This window comes from Paenibacillus baekrokdamisoli (assembly GCF_003945345.1).
GTDB lineage: Bacteria > Bacillota > Bacilli > Paenibacillales > Paenibacillaceae > Paenibacillus_Z > Paenibacillus_Z baekrokdamisoli.
The window spans coordinates 2,911,667-2,932,123 of the sequence record NZ_AP019308.1 but is presented as its reverse complement, the minus strand read 5'-3'; the positions used below and the strand labels follow the sequence as shown (position 1 = coordinate 2,932,123).

Genomic DNA, 20,457 nt, shown 5'->3' with positions numbered 1-20,457 from the left:
CCTCCGAAGAATTGGGACGTTTTTCGAAAAATAGGGCAAGCTTTCTTGCCCCGTTTATTTTATCATAGATAAAGGCAAGTTAGGACAGCACTCTGGGAGGAAATAAAGAAGTGGAAAACAATAATAAAATTAGAATAGGTATCATAGGGGCTGGTAATATTGGCAGCGTTCATGCAACAGAGTTCTCCAAGCTTATTGATGAATGTGAAATAACAACCATCACGGACGCCTATCTTCCCTTGGCGGAAGCTAAAGCCAAAGAATTCGGTATTCCAAGTATAGCTTCGAACCCTGAGGCGCTGATCAATAGTCCGGAAGTAGATGCCGTTATCATTGGAGTACCGAACCAATTCCACGCCCCTCTTGCAATCCATGCTTTAGAAGCGGGCAAGCATGTTCTGCTAGAGAAACCGATGGGAATTAATTCAGATACAGCTAAACAAATTTTGAGAGCTAGCCAAGCATCTGACAGAGTTGTCATGATTGGTCACCAAATGCGCTGGGAATCGATTCCGATGCAAATAAAGGAGCAGATCGATCGCGGTGAGCTTGGACGTATTTACACAGCCAAAACAGGCTGGTTTCGTCGTAAAGGAATTCCTGGCTGGGGAACTTGGTTTACTCAGATGGGTCAATCCGGGGGCGGACCATTGATTGACATTGGTGTGCATATGCTGGATCTGGCTTTGTATCTTATGGGCAACCCGAAACCAGTTTCTGTTTATGGGGCTACTTATTCCGAATTCGGACCACGTAAGATTGGAATCGGTACTTGGGGGAAACCGAATTGGAACGGAACCTATGACGTAGAAGATTTAGCTACAGCTTTGATTAAGATGGAAGATGGCAGTACATTATCGCTTGAAGTGAGCTGGGCGGTTCATATGGATACGGATAACTCGCCATTCGTTCATCTGATGGGAACCGAAGGCGGCGCAAGCTATAGCGGATCCAGCGGCAAGCTGCTTACTGAGAAGTTCGATCGAGCGACGGAGACAGAACTGTTTAAGCCAGAGAATGACGAAGGCGAGCGTAACCGCCTAAGCCGTCATTTCCTACAGTGCATTCGTGAGGGCAAACAGCCGATCACTTCAGCATTGACAGGCTTCACAAACAACCTTGTGCTTGATGCGATCTACGAATCATCCCGTACAGGCAATGAAGTGAAGCTCGATTGGAATTTCTAGTCATACAAAATGAACGCTTTGGAGGATTTTAAATGCTTAGAGGATTATCAGGTGCTGGGCTTGGTCGTATCGAAAATGACGAAAGCTTGATCGAATTAGCTGCGAAGTACGGCTTTCAAGCCGTAGATATAGATGCACAAGGGTTAATCGAACGTCATGGGGTAGAAGGAGCTCGCGAGCTCCTGAAGAACCATAACCTCGTGATTGGATCGATCGGTCTTCCTGTGGAATGGCGATCAACGGATGATGTCTTCCGTGAAGGAATCGTAAAGCTTGCTCAAGCAGCTGCAGCTGCAGCCGCACTTGGGTGTACAAGCTGCTGTACGTATATTCTGCCATCCACGGATATGAAGGCAGCGCATTTCACGGTATTAGCTACCAGACGGTTACGCATTTGTGCTCAAATTCTTGGTGCTTATGGTATCCGTCTTGGGCTTGAATTCGTTGGACCGCATCATCTTCGCACAGCATGGAAGAATCCATTCATCTGGACACTTGAAGAGACGCTTGACTGGATTGATGCGATCGGCGAGCCGAATGTTGGACTATTGTTCGATGCCTATCATTGGTATACGAACGAGTTAACGGTTGTTGATATTGAAAGACTCCGCGCCGATCAAATCGTACATGTACACATCAATGATGCCATTGATGTACCTGTTGCGGACGTACTTGACAATGGTCGCGTATATCCAGGTGAAGGGGTCATTGATTTGGCTGGCTTCCTTCGTGCTCTGCATACTATTGGTTATAAGGGAGCAATCACGCAAGAGATACTTACCGCTGAGTCTCCTACCGATTCTCCAGAGACGTTGGCCGAGCGCTCCAAAGCAGGCTTCGATAAAGTATATACAGCTGCCGGTTTATAGGCATAAGGAGGGATTATCTTGAAGGTCTATAAGGACCTGAGGGATAGTCCCTTATCACTTTGCATCTGAAAATGCTCATGGTATAATAAGTGAATGTCTTAATATTGTGGGGAATATCATGAATCAGCTTCATTTAGACCATCCATTTAAAAATATCCAACCCTTGACGAACCCTAGTCAAGGGTTTTTGTTTCCTTGGGGAAAAAGTTTCGGCGGAGGGCATCAAAGATGAGTAAGGGGAACAATGAATCATTTATCGCCGTATGGATCAGCTTAATTAGTAATTTAATTCTTACCGCTCTGAAAATTATAGTTGGATTTGTATTTAATAGTCCCGTATTGCTTGCAGACGGCGTGCATAATGCTGGTGATGTCATTGCAACTGTTGCGGCGCTAAGTTCTATGCGAATATCAAAGCAGCCGGCTGACGAGGATCACCCTTATGGTCATGGCAAAGCAGAGGTGATTAGTTCCGGAATTGTAGCTATAATCTTAGGATTAGCGGCTATGTATATCGGTTACCATGCCGTGTCCTCTCTATTTGAGGAGCCTGCAAAAGCAAGTGTAATTGCATTAATCGCAGCTGCCATTTCTCTTATTTGGAAACAGATCTTGTACATTTATACAATCCGAATCGGCAGAAGGATCAATAGTAAGGGCTTAATCGCCACTGCCTATGATCATCTTGCTGACGTCTATGCATCAATTGCAGCTGTTGTCGGGATCGCATTAGCATTGCTTGGAGATAAATATGACATTCATTTTCTAGCCTATGGCGATCCTGTAGCGGGAATAGTGGTTTCGATTCTCGTCCTGAGATTAGCGATTCATATGTCTCAAGAAACGATGGATACACTAATGGAGAAAACCGTCAGCTTGGATCGCTTGAACGCATTTGCCGAACATATCAACTCGATTCCACAAGTCAAACGGATTGACCGCTTACGGGCAAGGGAACACGGTCATTATGTACTAATAGATGCTAGGGTCAGCATTCCAGCAGAATTAACGATACAGCAAGGACATGATATCTCCCGTGAAATCAAAAAAGGAATCATGGAGCAGCATAGTGATGTAGATGAAGTGCTGATTCATTTGAATCCATGGTACCCAGAGGAATCCCAATGATTGGGGTTCCTTTTCTTTTGAAGGAATATCGTAATTTCTTAATAAAACAGCTAATCAATAAAGATAACACGTGCGGCAAATTATGATGATTATCAGGCAAGTTTACTTGGACGAATGCCAAGAGGGAGGTACATATTCCAACATCCCCTGAAGAGAGGGGTAAGCTGGCAGACATTTGCCTGTGAAATCAGTGCTGCACTTTCGAGCCAGAGTCAGAATGTATACCTCATCAAAATCAGTGCTTGCCAACACGAAACAAAAGCGAAGCGGACGGAATCGTTCTGAAGAAGCGATAGCGTTCGCCTTTGTCTCCTTATTTCTACCCCTAAGGGATAGAATCGAGAAATAGGGAGACAACAGCGATCGTAAGAATGATCCGTCCGCGCAGCGGGCTTCTACGCGGACACACATGATAGAATCGACTGCTTTCGTGAAATGAAGCCTTCCTTATGCTAGTATGTAAGAAAAGAAACATTGAATGGGAGGTTAAGCAGATGGATGTCTTGGAAGCTATACGAACAAGAAGAAGTATAGGGAAAGTGAAACCGGATCCGATTGCCAAGGAGACGATTGAAACGATTCTGGAAGCTGGAGTATGGGCACCGAATCATAGGCTGACCGAGCCATGGCAGTTTTTCGTATTAAGCGGGGAAGGTCGAGAACGGCTCGGTCATGCGCTTGCTCGAATTGCTTTAGCGGACCATGAGGATCCTGATTCACCTGAGAATCTCCTGAAGGTTGAGGGTGCCCGAAAAAAAGCACTGCGTGCCCCTGTTATTATCGCAGTAGCCGTCACACCGAGTGATCGTAAAGAAATTATTGAGCTGGAGGAATATGGAGCGGTTAATGCTGCTATCCAGAATATGCTGCTGGCGATTCATGCCCTTGGATTAGGTGCGGTATGGCGTTCTGGAGAGCCTTGCTATCATCCACTTATGAATGAGAGCTTCGATCTTCGTCCTCAGGACAAGATGCTTGGATTTATCTATCTGGGTATTCCCGATATGGCAGCACCTGTTGTTCGGCGCCATCCTGCTTCGGAGAAGACAATTTGGTTTGAATAGTCTGTGTCAATGACGAAGACTATTCAGTACATGGAGAATATGGAGTATAAATAACAAGAGGCCCATCTCGATGATCCGTAAATGGATAATCGGGATAGGGCCTCTTATTAGTAGTGAACCGTACCTTGCGGAACTCGAAGTAAAGGATGCTTCCTAGCCGTGCATGAGTCCGGCAGATGCACTTGCACTATCATCTTCAGCGCTTAGCGACAGGGGCTGCTTCTTTGTGCGACGAAGCACCAGTCCAAGTATGGCGCCGAATAAAGCGATAAAGATCATTATGCGGAATGTATCGTCGAAGCCTTGAACGCCTGCTGTGAGCATAACTTCCTTACTCACTTTTCCACCTGAGCCTGCTGCTTTCTGAAGCTCATCGGCATGCGTTTTAACTCTTGAGGTCAGAATCGTTACAAGACTTGCAACGGCTAGTGAGTTAATGACCATTTGCAGGCCGTTCGTAATAGATGTGACACGGCTAACTAAGTTCCTTGGAGCTTTGCTCATTAAGTGAGTATTAAGCGGCATCATCATAAGGCCCATACCCATACCTGCCATAATTAGAGGTAGGATTAAATCACTTGCGACAGTTGTTGCATCCACAAGCGAGTACTGAAAGATGGCTCCCGATACGAGAGTGAGCCCAACAACAACAAGCCAGCGTACCCCAATCCGGTCATACAACAATCCGGCAATCGGCATCATGAGACCAGAGGCAACTGCTTGCGGTATGAGCGTAAGACCTGTGTCGAATGCGCCAAACCCGCGAACCTGCTGCAGGAACTGCGGCATAAGAAAGATTGCCCCATACAGTGCGAACTGCGCCACCCACTGCACAACGATCCCGAGCGAGAAGTCTATAGATTTGAATACACGAAGCTCTAGTAGTGGCGTTTTCACTCGTAATTCCACAATAACGAATAGGATCAGAGAAATACCGCCGATGATCAGGCCGCCTATCGTTTTACCAGAAGACCAGCTATGTGCGCCTTCACTCACCCCGTATGATAAAGCCGAGAATGCTAGTGGTCCAAGCAGCATGCCGAGCCAATCCATACCGGCTACCGCGTTGCGAGCAACTTTTGGTAAATATTTGACCCCTACAAGGACACAGATGATACCGATTGGAACATTAAGAAGGAAAATCCACCGCCAGGAGTGATATTCTACCAGCCAGCCTGCTAAGGAAGGACCAATCGCAGGAGCGAACAGAATCGGTACACCCATCATCCCCATAATAGCTCCAACCTTATGAGGAGGGCTAAGACGGAATATATACGCCATCGCAACGGGGAGTACGAAACCGCCGCCAAGTCCTTGGAGCACTCGGAATACGATTAGCCATTCTGCGGTATTCGGTGTTGCACATAGAGCAGAACCGATGGTAAACAGAATAACGGACATCAGGAAGATGTTCTTTGCCCCATAACGGTCCGATAACCAGCCAGCTAACGGAATTACAGCGGCTTGTGCAAGCAAATAGCCTGTTACTGTCCACTGCAGCGTTGGCAGCTGGGAGTTGAAGTCCTTAACTAGACTGGATAAGGCTACATTCATTGCCGTTGAATCCAGTATAACCATGAATACGCCTGCAATAATGGCGAATAAAGGCACCATGATACTGGTCATACGAAATTCAGCTTGTTCCGGCGTCGTCGTTGAAGCAGATTTCTCCATCCTCTAATCCCTCTTTTTCTATAAAAATTTGGAAACAATAGGTCCACTGCTTAGTATAACAGAGGGATAGGTGAACCGCGAATCAATCGTGTAAAAGTTTACCATTTTATTAAAGGGGGGATAAGTCTGGAACCTCGGTAGTTGTCTTCCTTTAAACAAGCAAGGGGCTGCCAATTGCAGCAAAAAGCTACGATTGGCAAACCCCTTTTAAAGTTGAAAGCTATATTCTAAATTTCGTTATTCCATAACGTCAATGTGAACCTCATTCGGACGGTAAACAGCTAGTAGTTTACCGTTAGCATCTGTGGCAAATAATACAGAGCGTTCTTGTCCGAGTGTAAACGAATAAATTTTGCCTGATTGACGATCTCTTACAGAGATAGCTGCATCGCTGCCTAGTTCAGAGACGAAGATATACAGTGAACCTTTGGCAAAAGCGAGTTTGCGGCCATAGACTCCTGGAAGCTCGCCCCCATGCAGCCATTCGAACTCGGTTGATACGCCGGCCTTCGAAAGAGCTTCTGCATAGACAGCTTCAAGCGGCTCACGCCGTTCATTTAATTCGAGCGGAAGTGGGCACCAGAGCAGGCGTCCGGATCCAAGCTCAACATCTGTCAGCTGCGCAGCGCCGTTAGCCGGATGGGTAATCTGCTTGCTGCTGTCAGCAATATGAGCGCCGCCGAATGACACGGGCATTATTCTACCGTTCAATTCCAGCAGCTCTTCACGAAGCAGATTGCCAACGCTCGAATGTGCCAGCCCTAGCTCGGAAGTCAGTCGATTTACTGGACGCCAGTACTCGTCAAGCCCGATAGGTCCCGTAATAAGCAAGGTTCCGCCATTGTTACGTATGTGCTGGATCAGCTGTTTCAACGCTTGACTGCTGAAATTGTGAGGACTCGGCACGATGATCAGCCTGGGTTTCGAAGCCGCAAGCGATTCAAGATGATACTCACTCAGACCGCGGGCATGAACATTCATCGAGTAGGATAAGGTCCGAATCGATCTGCTCGTTGCTTCATAAGCAAGAGCACGGTTGGAGAAGTCGTTGGAATACGGGAATACCACGGCAACCTCTTCAAGCTCCCGTCCCACGAATAGATGTCCGATTTGGCCCATAAAGGCACCGAAGTCATAAGATACCGACGCTTCCGGTTTCTCTGTTCCATCCGCTCGCAGTGCGCCGATATGTGATTCATTCACATTGTTCATATAAAAGTTAATATTCCAGATCCATTGAACAGCACCCGCTCCGCCAGTAGAGAAAGCATATGCATATTTCCGCTCCAGAATATTACGAAGCTCTTCCTCGCTCCGCTTAGCCCGGCCATCTGGTGTCTCGACATACATGATGCCCGTTTCCTGAATGACATTGGGCTTATCGATCGCTTTGGAGAAGATGCCATCCCATACGAGGTCATCCATTTTCCACCAGGAGTGAACGGTTGTATAGTCAACCGCCTCTGCATAGAAGAAAGGGGATGGACGCTGAGCGCCAAGGCCTTCGTCTTGTCCGACTGTAACCAGCTGTTTAGGCTGGATCGAACGTATCGTATCGATTAAATCAGCTGCCCAGCGATTGTGCATATCCATGGAGAATAGCGTGTAATCAAGCCATGGGCCGCCTTTTTTGGTGAGCTGTTCGGTTGTGTTGAAGTTAATATCGCTTGGTTCAGGAATCTTCGCCGCCTCAAAGGAAGGCAGCTCGTCAGGTGTCATATTCCAGCTCTCTTGCAGCTGACGGATTGTTCCGTGACGTTCAATAAGCCATTGCAGGAAATGAGCACGCTCGAATTCGTCATGGCTCGAACGCGGTCCAGCACTGAAAGCCCGTTTGGGATCAAACATGGAAGGCTCATTGATCAAATCCCAATGTACATGAGAGGATTTCGCATGCCGTGTTACAACAGCCGAGATCAGACGTTTCTGCGCTTCTACGCTGCGCGGATCCAAGAATGGATTGACCCCTTCCCAGCACTCAGGCGTGAACGAGAAGAAATTGAAGGTTACCTCAAGATCATGCCGTTTGGCCGTCAGGAAGAAGGCATCAATGGCACGCAGTACTTCTTCGTAAGGATGACCGTCTACAAACATAATATTGCGCCAGGCTGTCCAAATACCTGTGCGAATCGCGTTAATACCGGCACATTTCATTTGGGCCATATCACGATCCCATACTGCTGCGTTAGGGAGGAATAAGTATTTGCGAGCTACATCGCTAGTCATATACGTCATTCCCACGATTGGAAGAGGGCTGCCGTTCTTCCAGAAATAGTCGCGGTCACAGGTAATCATCTCGCCGGAGGTGAGCAGCGCTTGATCGAATCCCCAGAACCCTTGTCGAAGAATTCTGCGCTCGCCAGTGCTGGATACCGTTTCGCATTCCACCGCGTAGTAACCTGCTTCTATCTCAAAAGGCAGCGTGAAGCGCGTAATCGCAAGCTCTCGGCCAATGCTTAATTCCAATTCTCCCCGCCATGCGGTCAAGAAACGTTCTTCTTCATAGATGAAGACTGGATTCGATTTGGCTTCTTCGCTATTCTTCGCTTTATAAACGCTAATCTTGAAGGTCCAGCTTGTCTTATTGTCTTGTAGGGGCGTATTGCGTTTTACGGACGGTGCAGCCGTTAGCTGCTGACGAGCAGGAAGAAGCTGCTGCCCTTGTAGCATCAGTACGGAACGTTCACCGAGCTCATATGAGCCGTAGTTTGGTTTCAGCCAAAGCTCTGTTACGCCTTGAGCCGCGAATGCTGCCCACTCGTTTAACGCTCTCACGCCATCGCCCTGCCAGAAGCTGCTTGAAAGGGTTTGACTGACGAAGAGCCAACGTCCCCCGCTGAATTTCCCCTTTGTATGCTCGAGCAGAATAGCAGGAGCTGAGAGTTCGCGCTGTAAGCCATCACCGCTGATTCCTCTCAGTAATGGATATATATGAGCATCGATAGGGCCACCTGAGCCAAGCTCGCCTGGACGGTCATCAGTATGTGTCACATGAAGGACAAGCCCGTAAGTTGGTTCCACCGAGAAAAGCGATTCATAGGCAGCGAACAAAGGGAGATCGTGGTTCGCCTTCAACGTATTAATGCCAGTTGTTGAGACAACAAGCGCTTCATTGATATGAAGCTGCTGGTGATAGGCGGTCTGCTCAAGCTCTTGAATCCATTCGCCATTCTCTTGATAGACAGGTGTCTTGAAAGGAGCGCCGCCGGCAAAAACGAGGCCTTTGCCCAAGCTAACATGAGCTAAAATCGCCTGCCAAGCTTGTTTAGGGAAATACGTACCATGAAGATGGATATATACGTCAGCATCCGATAATTGGTCAGCTAATTGCTCGGCAGTAACAACTTTAAAAGCCTCATTAAGATAGTTAAGAGCTTGCTCAGTTGGACGTTCTCCCGCAAACGGGAAAGTCTTATCGTAGAACAATACTAATTTTTGCAATGGTTGCCACACCTTCCGGTATTCTGTTTGTGAAAGTAACATTTTTGAAATTTGTTAGGTTTGTTTGGTTTGTTAGGTTTGTTAGGTTGTAATCGATTTATCTTGGCGCTTACAATAGAGCTTAATAGCATGAAAGTCAATCGAAAATGGTATTGAAATAATCTTCAATCACGAATTGGAGAAAGGGAGAAATGAGTATGGCGCATAAAGTATCCATGCAGCAAATTGCAGACCGCCTCGGCGTTTCCAAATATACCGTTTCTCAAGCTTTATCTGGTAAAGAGGGAGTAAGTGAAGCCACACGTAAAGAAGTAATTGCTATGGCCAGAGCACTCGGATATCGAGTCCGTAAGGATGCAGAGACAGAAGAATCTCTTCAAACTCATGCAGGCAATAAAATCGATATCGTAAGCCCTCTGGTGTGGGTTGGCTTAGACGAAAGACATGGCCATGAGCCGAATTTCTGGCAAAGAGTGAGACAAGGCATTGAAGCAGGCAGCAGTGAACATGGGCTCTCTCCGCATTTTTTTACATTTGGGAGGGACAAATCATCCCTTGCAGCCCTGGAGCAGCAATTGATGAGCGAAGCGTTAAGAGAAGTTACTGGTTTCATCATAGTAGGCAGATGCCCAATAGAACTATTATTGTTGCTGAACCGTATGGGCTTACCGATTATCTTAGTGGACCATCAAGAATCGGTCATTCAGGCAGATGCCGTGCTTAACGCTAATATTGAAGCTGGACGTATGGCCTGTCATCATCTTCTCTCTCAGGGCTGCCGATCTATTGTTTTTGTCGGGCGAGACAGCTTCGCAGTAAGCTTCCGCGAACGCTTCTGGGGCTGCAGGCTCGCACTCGAAGAATTACAGACGACAAAATCCTCTATGTATTCCCTACAATTAGCAGCAAATTCATTGCAATCAGCGGCATGGCTGCTTGCAGGAGTACATTTGAAAAAATGGACGGTTCCATATGGGAGCCGGTCATGGCGTCAGTCGCTTGAGCGCCGGATTTCAACTGCTACTGAGTCCAACGAGGAGGGTTCGGCACTGTTTAAGGCGGAATACGATGGACTTCCGGATGGCTTCGTTTGCGCCAATGATGAGATTGCTCTAGCACTTATGCAGTCGTTGCAGAGCCGTGGCATCGAGATCCCCACCCGCTGCCGAGTCGTCGGAATCGACAATACGGCAGCTAGCCGTGAAGCAGCGGTCCCATTAACAACGGTAGATTTGGCCAAAGAATGGCTTGGTATACGCGCAGTGGAGTCATTCGTGCGTAGAAGGCTCCGCCCTGAAGCCCAGCATGAGAATATTACGTTATCAGCACGACTCATCATAAGGGAATCGGGATAATACACAAATTTGCGTAAATCGAATAGGCGAGCTGCAGGCCGCAGGCTGCGGAAAACAGCGGGACAATCTCCATTTCCACTTTTACCAGCATAGAATGCAGCATAGCCCGCTTTTTGATCGAGAGGAGCTGCTCATCATGCGTCGTCGTGCCCAATCTGTCATGCTGCTAGCACTGTTGCTATTCGTCCTGCTTGTTATTCTGCTGCTTGCTGCTGCTATAATTTAAACATAATATTGTATCAACTTCTGACCTGGGCTATGACCCGGAGGATGGACACTTTGAAAAAGGTGCCTGCCCTCCGGGTTCTTTACGTTTATATGGATTGTAACGCTGACCGCTCTTTTTTAATTTGTTTACAAAATTCCCAAAACAGCGTATATTTAGGTTAATCAATTTTGCACTGGGGCAAAACTTTGTCCCATGTCCATATTATATTTTTTTGTCTATTATTTTTCCCAAGGTAAACTTAGTTTCCCTAAGTAAAGAAAGGAAGGTGACGGAAATGCCATTAAATTCAAAGAGGTCTGTTTCCAGACGTGAAGTCTTGAAGTGGGGAGCAGCTGGTGCGATGGGTGTTCTAGGAGGAAGTCTGTTAAACCCGAGTTCATGGTTTGGGAAAACCGTCAAAGCCATGGATAACCACGAGTTGCATTCTGCACTAGAGCATCAAAAACATGCAATGATGGCTCATGGATACGATCCGGGAACAGAAAAAACAAAGGGATTAGAATCAGCGATCAGAGCTCTTACCCAATTTGATTACGGCAAAGTAAGTACCCGTGTAGATGGACGCATTTTAAGAGAGTATGAACTTGTGGCTACGGATACAGAAGTTGAAATCGCTAATGGAATCAAATTTCCGGGATGGGCATTTAACGGAACGATACCAGGTCCGACGATCCGATGTACAGAGGGAGATATTGTCCGAATCAAGTTCTGGAACGGTTCCATGCATCCGCACTCCATTCATTTTCATGGAATTCACCCCACTAAGATGGACGGTATTGAACCTGTACAGCCCGGAACGGAGTTTATCTATGAGTTTGAAGCCAAACCAGCAGGCATGCACATTTACCATTGCCACATTCCTCCCCTTGCAAAGCATATTCATAAAGGACTATATGGAAATTTTATTATCGATCCCAAAAAGCCAAGACAGCCCGCTTTAGAACTTAATATGGTCATGAACGGCTATGATTTGGATTTGGATGGAGAGAATGAGATTTATACAGTTAACGGTTATGCTTTCGCATTTCAGGCATGGCCGATCAAGGTCAAAGTTGGGGAACTTGTCCGTATCTACTTGAGCAATTTAACGGAATTCGATCTGATCAATTCATTCCATCTTCATGCAAATTTTTTCAAATATTACGAAGTCGGAGCGGACCCGGAAGCCAGAGCGATTTATACAGATACGATCATGCAGTGCCAAGGCCAGCGCGGCATATTGGAGATGGAGTTCAAAGAACCTGGTAAATACATGTTTCATGCCCATCAAAGTGAATTCGCGGAGCTTGGTTGGATGGGTTTTTTCGAAGCAGAAGCCTAAGAAAGGGGGAATGGTCATGCAGGGAAAAACCGTCGTTATCAAACGCAGCCCATCTAAAATCATGTGGATTTGGGGTATTGTCCCGCTAATATTGCTTGCCGTCATCATTTATTTGGTTTCAAGTTTTGGAACAGGTATCAAAGATAAGTCCACAGTACCGATTGAAGCATTGGATGTACAGAGGATCGTTCTTACGGATGAAGGATTTACATTAAAGGTATTGAACTCAGGACCGGATTCGGTGACAATTGCGCAAGTGTTGGTTAACGATGCTTTTTGGAATGCCAGTTTCCAGCCTGATGCTACTATTGAACGACTCAATCAGACCAATATATCAATACCTTACGGTTGGGTCGAAGGCGATCCGTACGAAATAAAGCTGATTACTTCAAATGGGCTCCTATTTACGGGTGAGATTGCCGCTGCTGCAAAAACGCCAGTTCCGGATGCTAACAGGTTCGCACAATACGCTTTGATTGGCTTTTATGTCGGCGTAATTCCGGTCGGACTGGGTTTATTATGGTTCCCGTTTTTACGCAGATTCTCAGATAGAGGCATGCAAGGTGTGCTTGCCCTTACGGTCGGTTTATTGTTCTTTCTCGTTATCGATACTTTTCAAGAAGGCTTAGAACTTGGAGCTGAAGCTCCTGGCATTTTTCAAGGTACGGGTCTTGTGTGGTTTGGTGCTCTTATAAGCTTTTTATTCTTGCTTGCTCTGGACCAAGCAAACGAGCGCAGAGGTAACCATAGCGGTAAACAGGTCGCTTATAAAATCGCTGGTGGTATCGGGCTTCATAATCTGGGAGAAGGCTTGGCGATCGGCGCAGCATTCGCTTTGGGCGAAGCGTCTCTCGGAACGTTCTTAATTATCGGATTTACACTTCATAATATCACTGAAGGTGTTGGAATCGCAGCCCCGCTATTGAAGGAACGTCCAACCTGGAGAACCTTTCTGGGATTAGCCGTTCTGGGGGGTGGACCTGCAATTATCGGAACATGGATAGGCGGATTCGTGTTCAATGATACCTTAGCAGCGTTGTTCTTCGGTATTGGAGCGGGCGCTATTATTCAAGTCATTTTCGTTATTAGCAAAATGATCTTCCATGAGGCTGCAAAGAGCGGAAGACCAGCTGTATCATGGGTTAACTTTGCCAGCCTGACTCTCGGCATTGCCCTCATGTATGCTACCGCACTGTTTGTAAGTATTTAATTTGTGAGAAAAGGGAGGAGTCCTACATGCCATTGAACATCGGCTGGACGGGAATATTATTTATTGCTGTGATTGGGATACTGTTTTTTGGGCCTTCAAAACTTCCTCAACTTGGGAAAGCCATAGGCACTACGCTCCGAGAATTTAGAGCGGGTACGAAGGATTTAATGCAAAGTGAAGAATCAGAGCCTACGACGAAACAAGAAACTATTAAATGAGAGAATGCCGCCTTCCTTAAGCTAGAAGGCAAGATGGATTTTGTGCCAGCAAATGTGCCTCTTGCAGTTAATGCGAGGGGCTATTTTCATTAGAAAAACCATTCGGCTATCTTTGGCATAACAAGAAAGCTTATTACAAATACTTGTGTAAGGGTATAGTTCAGCTTCTTGAAGGAGGTAAGGTCTGACGTGACTACGAAAAGCGCAGGACAGGACAAATATAAGAAAATGACGATGTCGCCGAAAGAATATAAGGCTTTTGCCAAAACACGGGAACCGTCAAGATCAATATTACCCAACTGTTTTAGAGCTTTCTTGGTAGGGGGAACCATCTGTGTCATCGGACAAGCTATTCAAGAATTTTTTATTTCAGCGTTCAAGATGACGAGGATAGATGCAAGTAATCCAACTGTTGCCGTGCTTATTCTACTCTCCGTTATTCTAACGAGTCTGGGGGTTTACGATAAACTGGCTCAGTGGGCAGGAGCAGGCTCAGCTGTACCCGTGACAGGCTTTGCAAACTCCATGTGCTCTGCAGCGCTCGAGCACCGCAGTGAGGGGCTTGTGCTCGGTGTCGGCGGTAATATGTTTAAACTCGCTGGTTCAGTAATCGTATTCGGCACCGTAGCTGCTTTCTTTGTCGGGATTATTTATTGGATATTCGGCATTGGGGGTCATTAAAGATGCTGCGAGGCAAACAAACCTGGTGGTTTGATAAACGCCCGGTCATTATTGGGACCGGCACCGTAGTGGGCCCTGATGAAGGCGAAGGACCGCTGGCTTCCCAATTTGACCTCGTTCATCCCGTGCTGGATATGCAGCAGAAGAGCTGGGAAAAGGCTGAACGACTGCTGCTGGAACAAGCATCGGATATCGCTCTCAAGCATGCAAATATCAACAAACAGGAGCTGCAGTTTTTTGTCGGCGGTGATTTAATGAATCAGATCATCAGCAACACATTTGCTGCTCGAACAATAGGAGCCCCATATCTTGGCGTTTTTGGTGCTTGCTCCACATCAATGGAATCTCTTGCGCTGGCATCGCTGATTGTTAACTCAGGCTCGGGACAATACGTATTGGCAGGAACCTGCAGTCATAACAGTACAGCGGAGAAGCAATTCCGTTACCCGACAGAATATGGCTCGCAAAAGCCGCCAACGGCGCAGTATACCGTGACAGGTGCTGGGGCTGCTGTCGTCGCGGCCGAAGGTGATGGCCCCGTCGTTCAGTGCGCCACGATTGGCAGAATCGTAGATCTCGGTATTACAGATCCCTTTAATATGGGAGCGGCAATGGCTCCAGCAGCCGTTGATACGATCCAATCCCATTTCAACGATACAGGTCGCCAGCCCAAGGACTATGACCTGATTGTAACGGGTGATCTCGCTACGGTTGGTCATACAATTGCTACCGATCTTCTAGCTCGCGGTGGTGTACCGATGGATCAAACGGTATTCAGTGACTGCGGATTAATGATCTACGACATCCAGAAGCAAAAGGTACAGGCAGGGGGGAGTGGCTGCGGCTGTTCAGCAGTTGTCACTTATGGGCATTTACTGAAACGGTTGAAGCAAGGAGAGCTAAGACGTATTCTCGTCGTTGCTACAGGTGCTCTATTGTCGCCTCTTTCGTTTCAACAGGGCGAGAGTATTCCTTGTATCGCACATGCAGTTGCCATTGAAAGTCAACACTAAGAGTGAAAGGGGTAATTCGACAATGATTTTTTTATGGGCCTTTCTTGTTGGGGGAGCGATATGCGTCATTGGACAGCTCATGTTCGATGTAGCCAAATTAACACCAGCACATACAATGTCGGCGCTTGTAGTTGCAGGAGCAGTCATTGATGGAGTAGGCTGGTATGAACCACTGATCAAATTCGCTGGGGCGGGTGCAACGGTGCCGATCACAAGCTTCGGCAATGCACTCGTACATGGTGCTCTAACCGAGCTCCACCGTGACGGCTGGATAGGTGTGATTACAGGCATCTTCGACGTTACAAGCGCCGGAATTTCGGCGGCCATTATTTTCTCTTTCTTGGCAGCGCTGGTGGCGAAGCCGAAAGGTTAATACATTATTATAGAAGCTGCCAGCATAAGGCCGTTGTATCACTTGCCTATGCCGGAATGAATTGGAGAATCCCTCTGTGGGATTCTCCAATTTTTTTTGTTGGATCTACGCTATACGGTCAGTTGTATTTTTTGTAAAATAATAACATCACTATCAATTTCGATCATCCAGGAGGTTTGACATGGACAACCGCAACGCAGATTACTTATTATCCAGCGTAATTCGACGTAATTTAGAGAGCTGTATCCTGGGGAAAAAGACAGAAATAGAACGTTTATTGACGGCTTTGCTTGCTGGAGGGCATGTATTAATTGAAGATGTTCCGGGTACTGGTAAGACACAGCTCGTGAAGGCATTAGCAAAAACAATCGGCGGACAATTCCGAAGGATCCAATGTAATCCGGATCTTCTGCCTACAGATATAACCGGTGTAGCGATCTACCATCCGAAGACGGAGAACTTTATTTTTAGGCCAGGTCCGGTAATGGCCAATTTGCTGCTAGTCGACGAAATCAACCGTGCAACGACGAAGACACAATCTGCGCTTCTAGAAGCGATGGAGGAGCGTCATGTTACGGTCGATGGCGATTCCCATGAACTACCAACGCCATTCACATTAGTCGCAACACAAAATCCGATCGAATTCGATGGAACCTATACCTTGCCTGAGGCGCAGCTGGATCGATTCATGATGAAAATATCACTTGGATATCCGGATGCTGCAACAGAGCGACAAATGATCCTTTCGCCGAATTCAACATCACCTGCCGAGCTCTTAACCGCTGTTGCAGATATCGATCAAATCCGCAGCATGATGGATACCGTCAGGCGGGTTCATGTCGATGAGGCCGTTGCTGATTATTTGATCCGCCTCGTTCGGGGAACAAGGGAGCATAGCGGCGTACAGCTTGGCGCAAGTCCGCGGGCTGCCATTTCTCTGACCGCTGCAGCCAAGGCAAATGCCTTTCTGCAAGGGCGGGATTATACGATCCCAGATGATATTAAGTTACTAGCTTCACCTGTGCTTGCTCATCGAATTATGCTGCATACGGAATCGAGATTGAATGGCTTGACGGCAGAGGATGTTATCGAGCTGGTCATTCGTGAGACGAATGTTCCCGTACGGATGGAGCGATAACGCCTATGCTTACTGCAAGAGCGACAACGATGAGATGGCGGATTATTGGTATCCTGTATGCAATTTCCCTGTTGTTTTTGCTGTTTCAGGGCGGGAAGACGTCATTCATGCTCTTTTGTATTTTTAATGTGCTGGCGATCTATCTAGTATTTGGTCGGTGGAGCGGGATCGGCAGTGTGACTGGTGTTCGTCATTTAGTTAACGGTACAGCCCAGACGGGGGAGCAAACACTTCTTGCAGGAACAAGGCTCGAAGTAAACCTTCATATCCAAATCCCAGGTGTTTGGCCTATTCCCTATGTATTGGTTCGCGATCGATTATTAGATCAAAATGGCAGCGCAATTCCGTTCGAGACTTCATTTGTGCCGAGCTACCGCAGGCTGGGGGTTGTCTCCTTTATGACACCTCCACTGGAGCGGGGCATTTATCGCTTCGCACCAACAGAATGTTCAACGCGTGACATTTTTGGTTTATTCGAGCACACGGGAAACTTTGAATCTTCAGCGTCGTTTAGTGTTTATCCGAGAATAGTACCGATTCGTCAATGGCAGCTATTCAAACGCGGATCGAAGGGCCCTTACTCCACATCAGCTTCAAGATTGTCTTCCAAGGAAACGACACAAATTAATGGCGTTCGGGAATATATTTATGGAGACAGGCTCTCACGTATTCATTGGAATGCGACAGCAAGGACTGGACAATGGAAATCGAAAGAATTCGAGAGGGAATCACTTCCGCGTACCGTATTCGTACTGGATCGTTATGCTGGTACTTATGAACGGCAGGATCAATTTGAACTGGCTGTTTCCGTTACGGCTTCTATGCTAGAATTCGGATTTCGTAGATCGAGCGCTATGGGACTTGTCTCAACGGGTAAGAAGCAAGAGGGCTTTGCTCCGCATTCGAAATCAGATCAACGGGCAATTATACTCAATCACTTGGTCCGCATTCAAGCAGATGGAGACACGCCTCTTTATCGTGCGCTCCGGGAATCCACATCGCTAGTACCTACGGGTTCGCTAGCTGTCATTATAAGTCCGCAAGCAGGAGAGGAAACCGTACGATCAATGGAGTGGTTAAGCAAGAGGGGGGTCATGCCTGTACTCGTTCATTTGAAAGGAAAAGGCGACTCTATTAAAGATAACGGCGACCAACAGTGGCTGCGGCTGCTGCAGCGCGGCGGGTTTATCGTTCATCCTATTTCCACGCTACAAGAGCTTCCGAAGGTGCTGGAAGGAGGAATTGCATGATTGCCGTTTATCGTAAAACCTTCAAGTGGCTGACGGTGGGTATATACCACAAGCTGTCCGCAATTATGGCGGCTTTGCTCCTATTTGAATGGATTCGTTGTCTAGGTGATTATTGGTGGGAAGAAACGTTTACGATTGTGAATGGAGTTCTGTTCGTATCGACAGCTGCTATTATACTCATTCCGTCCAAGTTTTTTTCGAGTCTCGTTCAGCTTATCTTTCTAATCGGTTTGAACGTAGCCTACTCAGGTTATACATGGATTCCCTTTGAAGGGGATAAAAAGAATGTGGTAGATTGGACGATCTGGCTAGCGTCTCATGTCAAACAGCTATCTCCCTTTCTATGGATCAGTCTTAGTATCTGGGTGGTTTTTCACTTCATTGTTTGGATGAGGAATCGTCGATTATTCATTATTGGGACAATCAGTCTTGCCCTTCTCTCTTTATTGGTTGCCGACTCCCTGCTAACGCCTATTCACCTATGGGATGAGATCGCCTGGATTCTATTTATCGGTCTTGGTTGGCTTGTAACCAGTCACTTCTCTTCCTTTAAAAAGCAGCATCCTGACAATTGGGAGCATCTGCTTGAATATCCAGTTAGTTTGTTTTTGCCGATTCTAATCATTATTACTTTTGTTATGGGTGCGGGATTGTTCGTTCCTTCTATTAAGCCGATCCTCACTGACCCTTACACCGCTTGGAAAGAAGCACGCGGTGAAGAAGTCGGATCATTCGTTGGCGATAAGGGTGTGAGTACAAGCCCGACATCAAGCAGCAGCGGCGATAGCCGCTCGGGCTACAGCCGTAACGATGAATTGCTTGGCAATGGCTTCAAATTTGATTATTCGCCAGTCATGACGGTTTCTACGACGAAACGCAGCTACTGGCGCGGCGAAACAAAAGCCTTCTATAATGGTTCAGGCTGGGAAGAATCGCCTGTTGAGAAGCAGGAACAGTCAGATCCGTTGGAACAATATAAACAGGTATTACTTCCCGGAATGCAGCCCAAGACGACTAAAGTGGAGAAGGTCGAACAGACGTTTACGATCATTCGCAAGGACAAATTTCCTGTTTTGTTCGGTGCAGGACCGATATCGACAGTTCTCGCTGTTAACGCAGCAGATGTGCCTCCACGATTGAATTGGCTGCCTCAGTCCTGGGAATTGAGATTCCCGGCAAAGAGCAGAGGCGCCTATCCGAAGTCGTATACTATCGTTTCGGAAGTACCAGTTCTCGATGAAGCAGCCCTTCGCAGTGGAGCGGCCACACAGCCGGCAAAGGATGCCGATCCGATCTATTTGCAGCTGCCCTCGGAGCTTCCAGAGCGAGTGAGGGAGCTCGCAGCGGAACTTACGAAGGATGCTGCTACACCTTATGACAAAGTCAATAAGCTGGTCTCTTATTTGCGATTAAACTATACGTACACGAATGAGCCTGACTTATCCAAACGGCAGAGCCAAGATTTCGTTGATGCCTTTCTATTCGAAATGAAGAGTGGATACTGCGATTACTTTTCGACTGCGCTAGCGGTGCTTACCCGGGCTACGGGCATTCCCGCGAGGTGGGTTAAAGGTTATTCGCCTGGCTCTCTGCCTTACGATCCGGAGAGAATGCGTATGCAATCGGGCGCTGGTATTGAAATGAATCCAGAGGGCGCGGGTACCTACACGGTTCGCAATTCAGATGCACATTCCTGGGTTGAGGTTTATTTTGAAGGCTATGGCTGGCTTCCATTCGAGGCTACAGCAGGCTTCAGCTTTCCTTATGCTCTGCCCGAAGATAAAGTGGCTCCGGTTCCTGAGACAAATACGCCGGTTACCGACGATACAGTAGAAAAGGCAGCTTCGGGTTTCCATATTCCTGTTTGGGTGTTCTATGTAACCGCAGGTGTCCTTGTACTATGTATCGCTGCTTTGCGTTTCCGTTCTATTATGGACGGTTGGCGCAGGTATAGAATGGGTTCAGATTCGGTAAATGAGAGGATTGTTAGGGAGACGAACCGATTGATCAAATATGGCCGTAAGAAAGGTCTCGACCATAATGAATTCGAGACTGTCCGTGAAACGATGGCTCGCTGGTCAACTAGGTTAACTTTCCTTCAAAGTGAATTCCATGCTGTGCAGGGTGCTTTCGAGAAAGCGATGTACAGCAGTCAAATAATGACGCAGGAGGAAGCGGAGCGAGTGACAGCTACCATGAAGGTTATTCGGGAACGAATTGGATAAGCGGGAGCCGACAGAAGCGCAGCAGCGCCGATGTCGGCTTTTTATATTGGGAAGAGCTTTGCAACAAATTCCCTTTGTATG

Annotated in this window: 16 protein-coding genes; 14 read left to right on the top strand and 2 right to left on the bottom strand. The window is 47.1% G+C overall.

Going from position 1 to position 20,457, the window contains the following annotated elements; all coding sequences use genetic code 11:
• Nucleotides 1-110: 110 nt before the first annotated feature.
• The 4 genes from EKN16_RS13305 to EKN16_RS13290 all read left to right on the top strand — a co-directional run bounded on the left by EKN16_RS13305 (nucleotide 111) and on the right by EKN16_RS13290 (nucleotide 4,248).
• On the top strand, nucleotides 111-1,187 hold the full coding sequence (locus tag EKN16_RS13305) for a Gfo/Idh/MocA family protein (protein WP_125657751.1): 1,077 nt from the start codon (nucleotides 111-113) through the stop codon (nucleotides 1,185-1,187).
• A 32-nt stretch (nucleotides 1,188-1,219) separates the two neighbouring features.
• Nucleotides 1,220-2,056, top strand: coding sequence for a sugar phosphate isomerase/epimerase family protein (locus EKN16_RS13300; RefSeq protein WP_125657748.1), 837 nt, complete (start codon nucleotides 1,220-1,222; stop codon nucleotides 2,054-2,056).
• 228 nt (nucleotides 2,057-2,284) lie between these two features.
• On the top strand, nucleotides 2,285-3,184 hold the full coding sequence (locus tag EKN16_RS13295; RefSeq protein ID WP_125657745.1) for a cation diffusion facilitator family transporter: 900 nt from the start codon (nucleotides 2,285-2,287) through the stop codon (nucleotides 3,182-3,184).
• Nucleotides 3,185-3,678: 494 nt separating this feature from the next.
• Nucleotides 3,679-4,248, top strand: coding sequence for a nitroreductase family protein (locus EKN16_RS13290; RefSeq protein ID WP_125657742.1), 570 nt, complete (start codon nucleotides 3,679-3,681; stop codon nucleotides 4,246-4,248).
• Between the two features lie 153 nt (nucleotides 4,249-4,401).
• Here the strand turns inward: EKN16_RS13290 and EKN16_RS13285 are convergent, their stop codons facing one another.
• A complete protein-coding gene (locus EKN16_RS13285; RefSeq protein ID WP_179955606.1) occupies nucleotides 4,402-5,922 on the bottom strand; it encodes an MDR family MFS transporter in 1,521 nt (506 codons plus the stop codon).
• 237 nt (nucleotides 5,923-6,159) lie between these two features.
• Nucleotides 6,160-9,405: a beta-galactosidase gene (locus tag EKN16_RS13280; RefSeq protein WP_125657739.1), complete on the bottom strand. Its 3,246-nt coding sequence runs from the start codon at nucleotides 9,403-9,405 to the stop codon at nucleotides 6,160-6,162.
• 155 nt (nucleotides 9,406-9,560) lie between these two features.
• Here EKN16_RS13280 and EKN16_RS13275 point away from each other — a divergent pair, with 155 nt between their 5' ends.
• From EKN16_RS13275 to EKN16_RS13230, 10 genes are all read left to right on the top strand, one after another.
• Nucleotides 9,561-10,718, top strand: a complete 1,158-nt coding sequence (locus EKN16_RS13275) for a LacI family DNA-binding transcriptional regulator (RefSeq protein ID WP_164522783.1) — start codon at nucleotides 9,561-9,563, stop codon at nucleotides 10,716-10,718.
• A 503-nt stretch (nucleotides 10,719-11,221) separates the two neighbouring features.
• Complete coding sequence (locus tag EKN16_RS13270) at nucleotides 11,222-12,268, top strand: multicopper oxidase domain-containing protein (RefSeq protein WP_125657733.1); 1,047 nt, start codon at nucleotides 11,222-11,224, stop codon at nucleotides 12,266-12,268.
• Nucleotides 12,269-12,284: 16 nt separating this feature from the next.
• Nucleotides 12,285-13,478, top strand: a complete 1,194-nt coding sequence (locus EKN16_RS13265) for a ZIP family metal transporter (protein WP_125657730.1) — start codon at nucleotides 12,285-12,287, stop codon at nucleotides 13,476-13,478.
• A 26-nt stretch (nucleotides 13,479-13,504) separates the two neighbouring features.
• Nucleotides 13,505-13,696 (top strand): twin-arginine translocase TatA/TatE family subunit, encoded by a 192-nt coding sequence (locus EKN16_RS13260; RefSeq protein WP_125657727.1) that lies wholly within the window; start codon nucleotides 13,505-13,507, stop codon nucleotides 13,694-13,696.
• 228 nt (nucleotides 13,697-13,924) lie between these two features.
• Nucleotides 13,925-14,377: a stage V sporulation protein AC gene (gene spoVAC / locus EKN16_RS13255; protein WP_125666215.1), complete on the top strand. Its 453-nt coding sequence runs from the start codon at nucleotides 13,925-13,927 to the stop codon at nucleotides 14,375-14,377.
• A gap of 2 nt (nucleotides 14,378-14,379) precedes the next feature.
• Entirely contained in the window at nucleotides 14,380-15,390 is a 1,011-nt protein-coding gene (gene spoVAD / locus EKN16_RS13250; protein WP_125657724.1) for a stage V sporulation protein AD, read from the top strand.
• 22 nt (nucleotides 15,391-15,412) lie between these two features.
• Nucleotides 15,413-15,763: a stage V sporulation protein AE gene (gene spoVAE / locus EKN16_RS13245; protein WP_125657721.1), complete on the top strand. Its 351-nt coding sequence runs from the start codon at nucleotides 15,413-15,415 to the stop codon at nucleotides 15,761-15,763.
• Nucleotides 15,764-15,944: 181 nt separating this feature from the next.
• On the top strand, nucleotides 15,945-16,901 hold the full coding sequence (locus tag EKN16_RS13240) for an AAA family ATPase (RefSeq protein ID WP_125657718.1): 957 nt from the start codon (nucleotides 15,945-15,947) through the stop codon (nucleotides 16,899-16,901).
• Between the two features lie 5 nt (nucleotides 16,902-16,906).
• Nucleotides 16,907-18,151, top strand: coding sequence for a DUF58 domain-containing protein (locus tag EKN16_RS13235; RefSeq protein ID WP_125657715.1), 1,245 nt, complete (start codon nucleotides 16,907-16,909; stop codon nucleotides 18,149-18,151).
• Nucleotides 18,148-20,376, top strand: a complete 2,229-nt coding sequence (locus EKN16_RS13230) for a transglutaminase-like domain-containing protein (RefSeq protein WP_125657712.1) — start codon at nucleotides 18,148-18,150, stop codon at nucleotides 20,374-20,376. Before EKN16_RS13235 ends, EKN16_RS13230 begins: the two co-directional genes overlap by 4 nt.
• The last annotated feature ends 81 nt before the right edge of the window (nucleotides 20,377-20,457 follow it).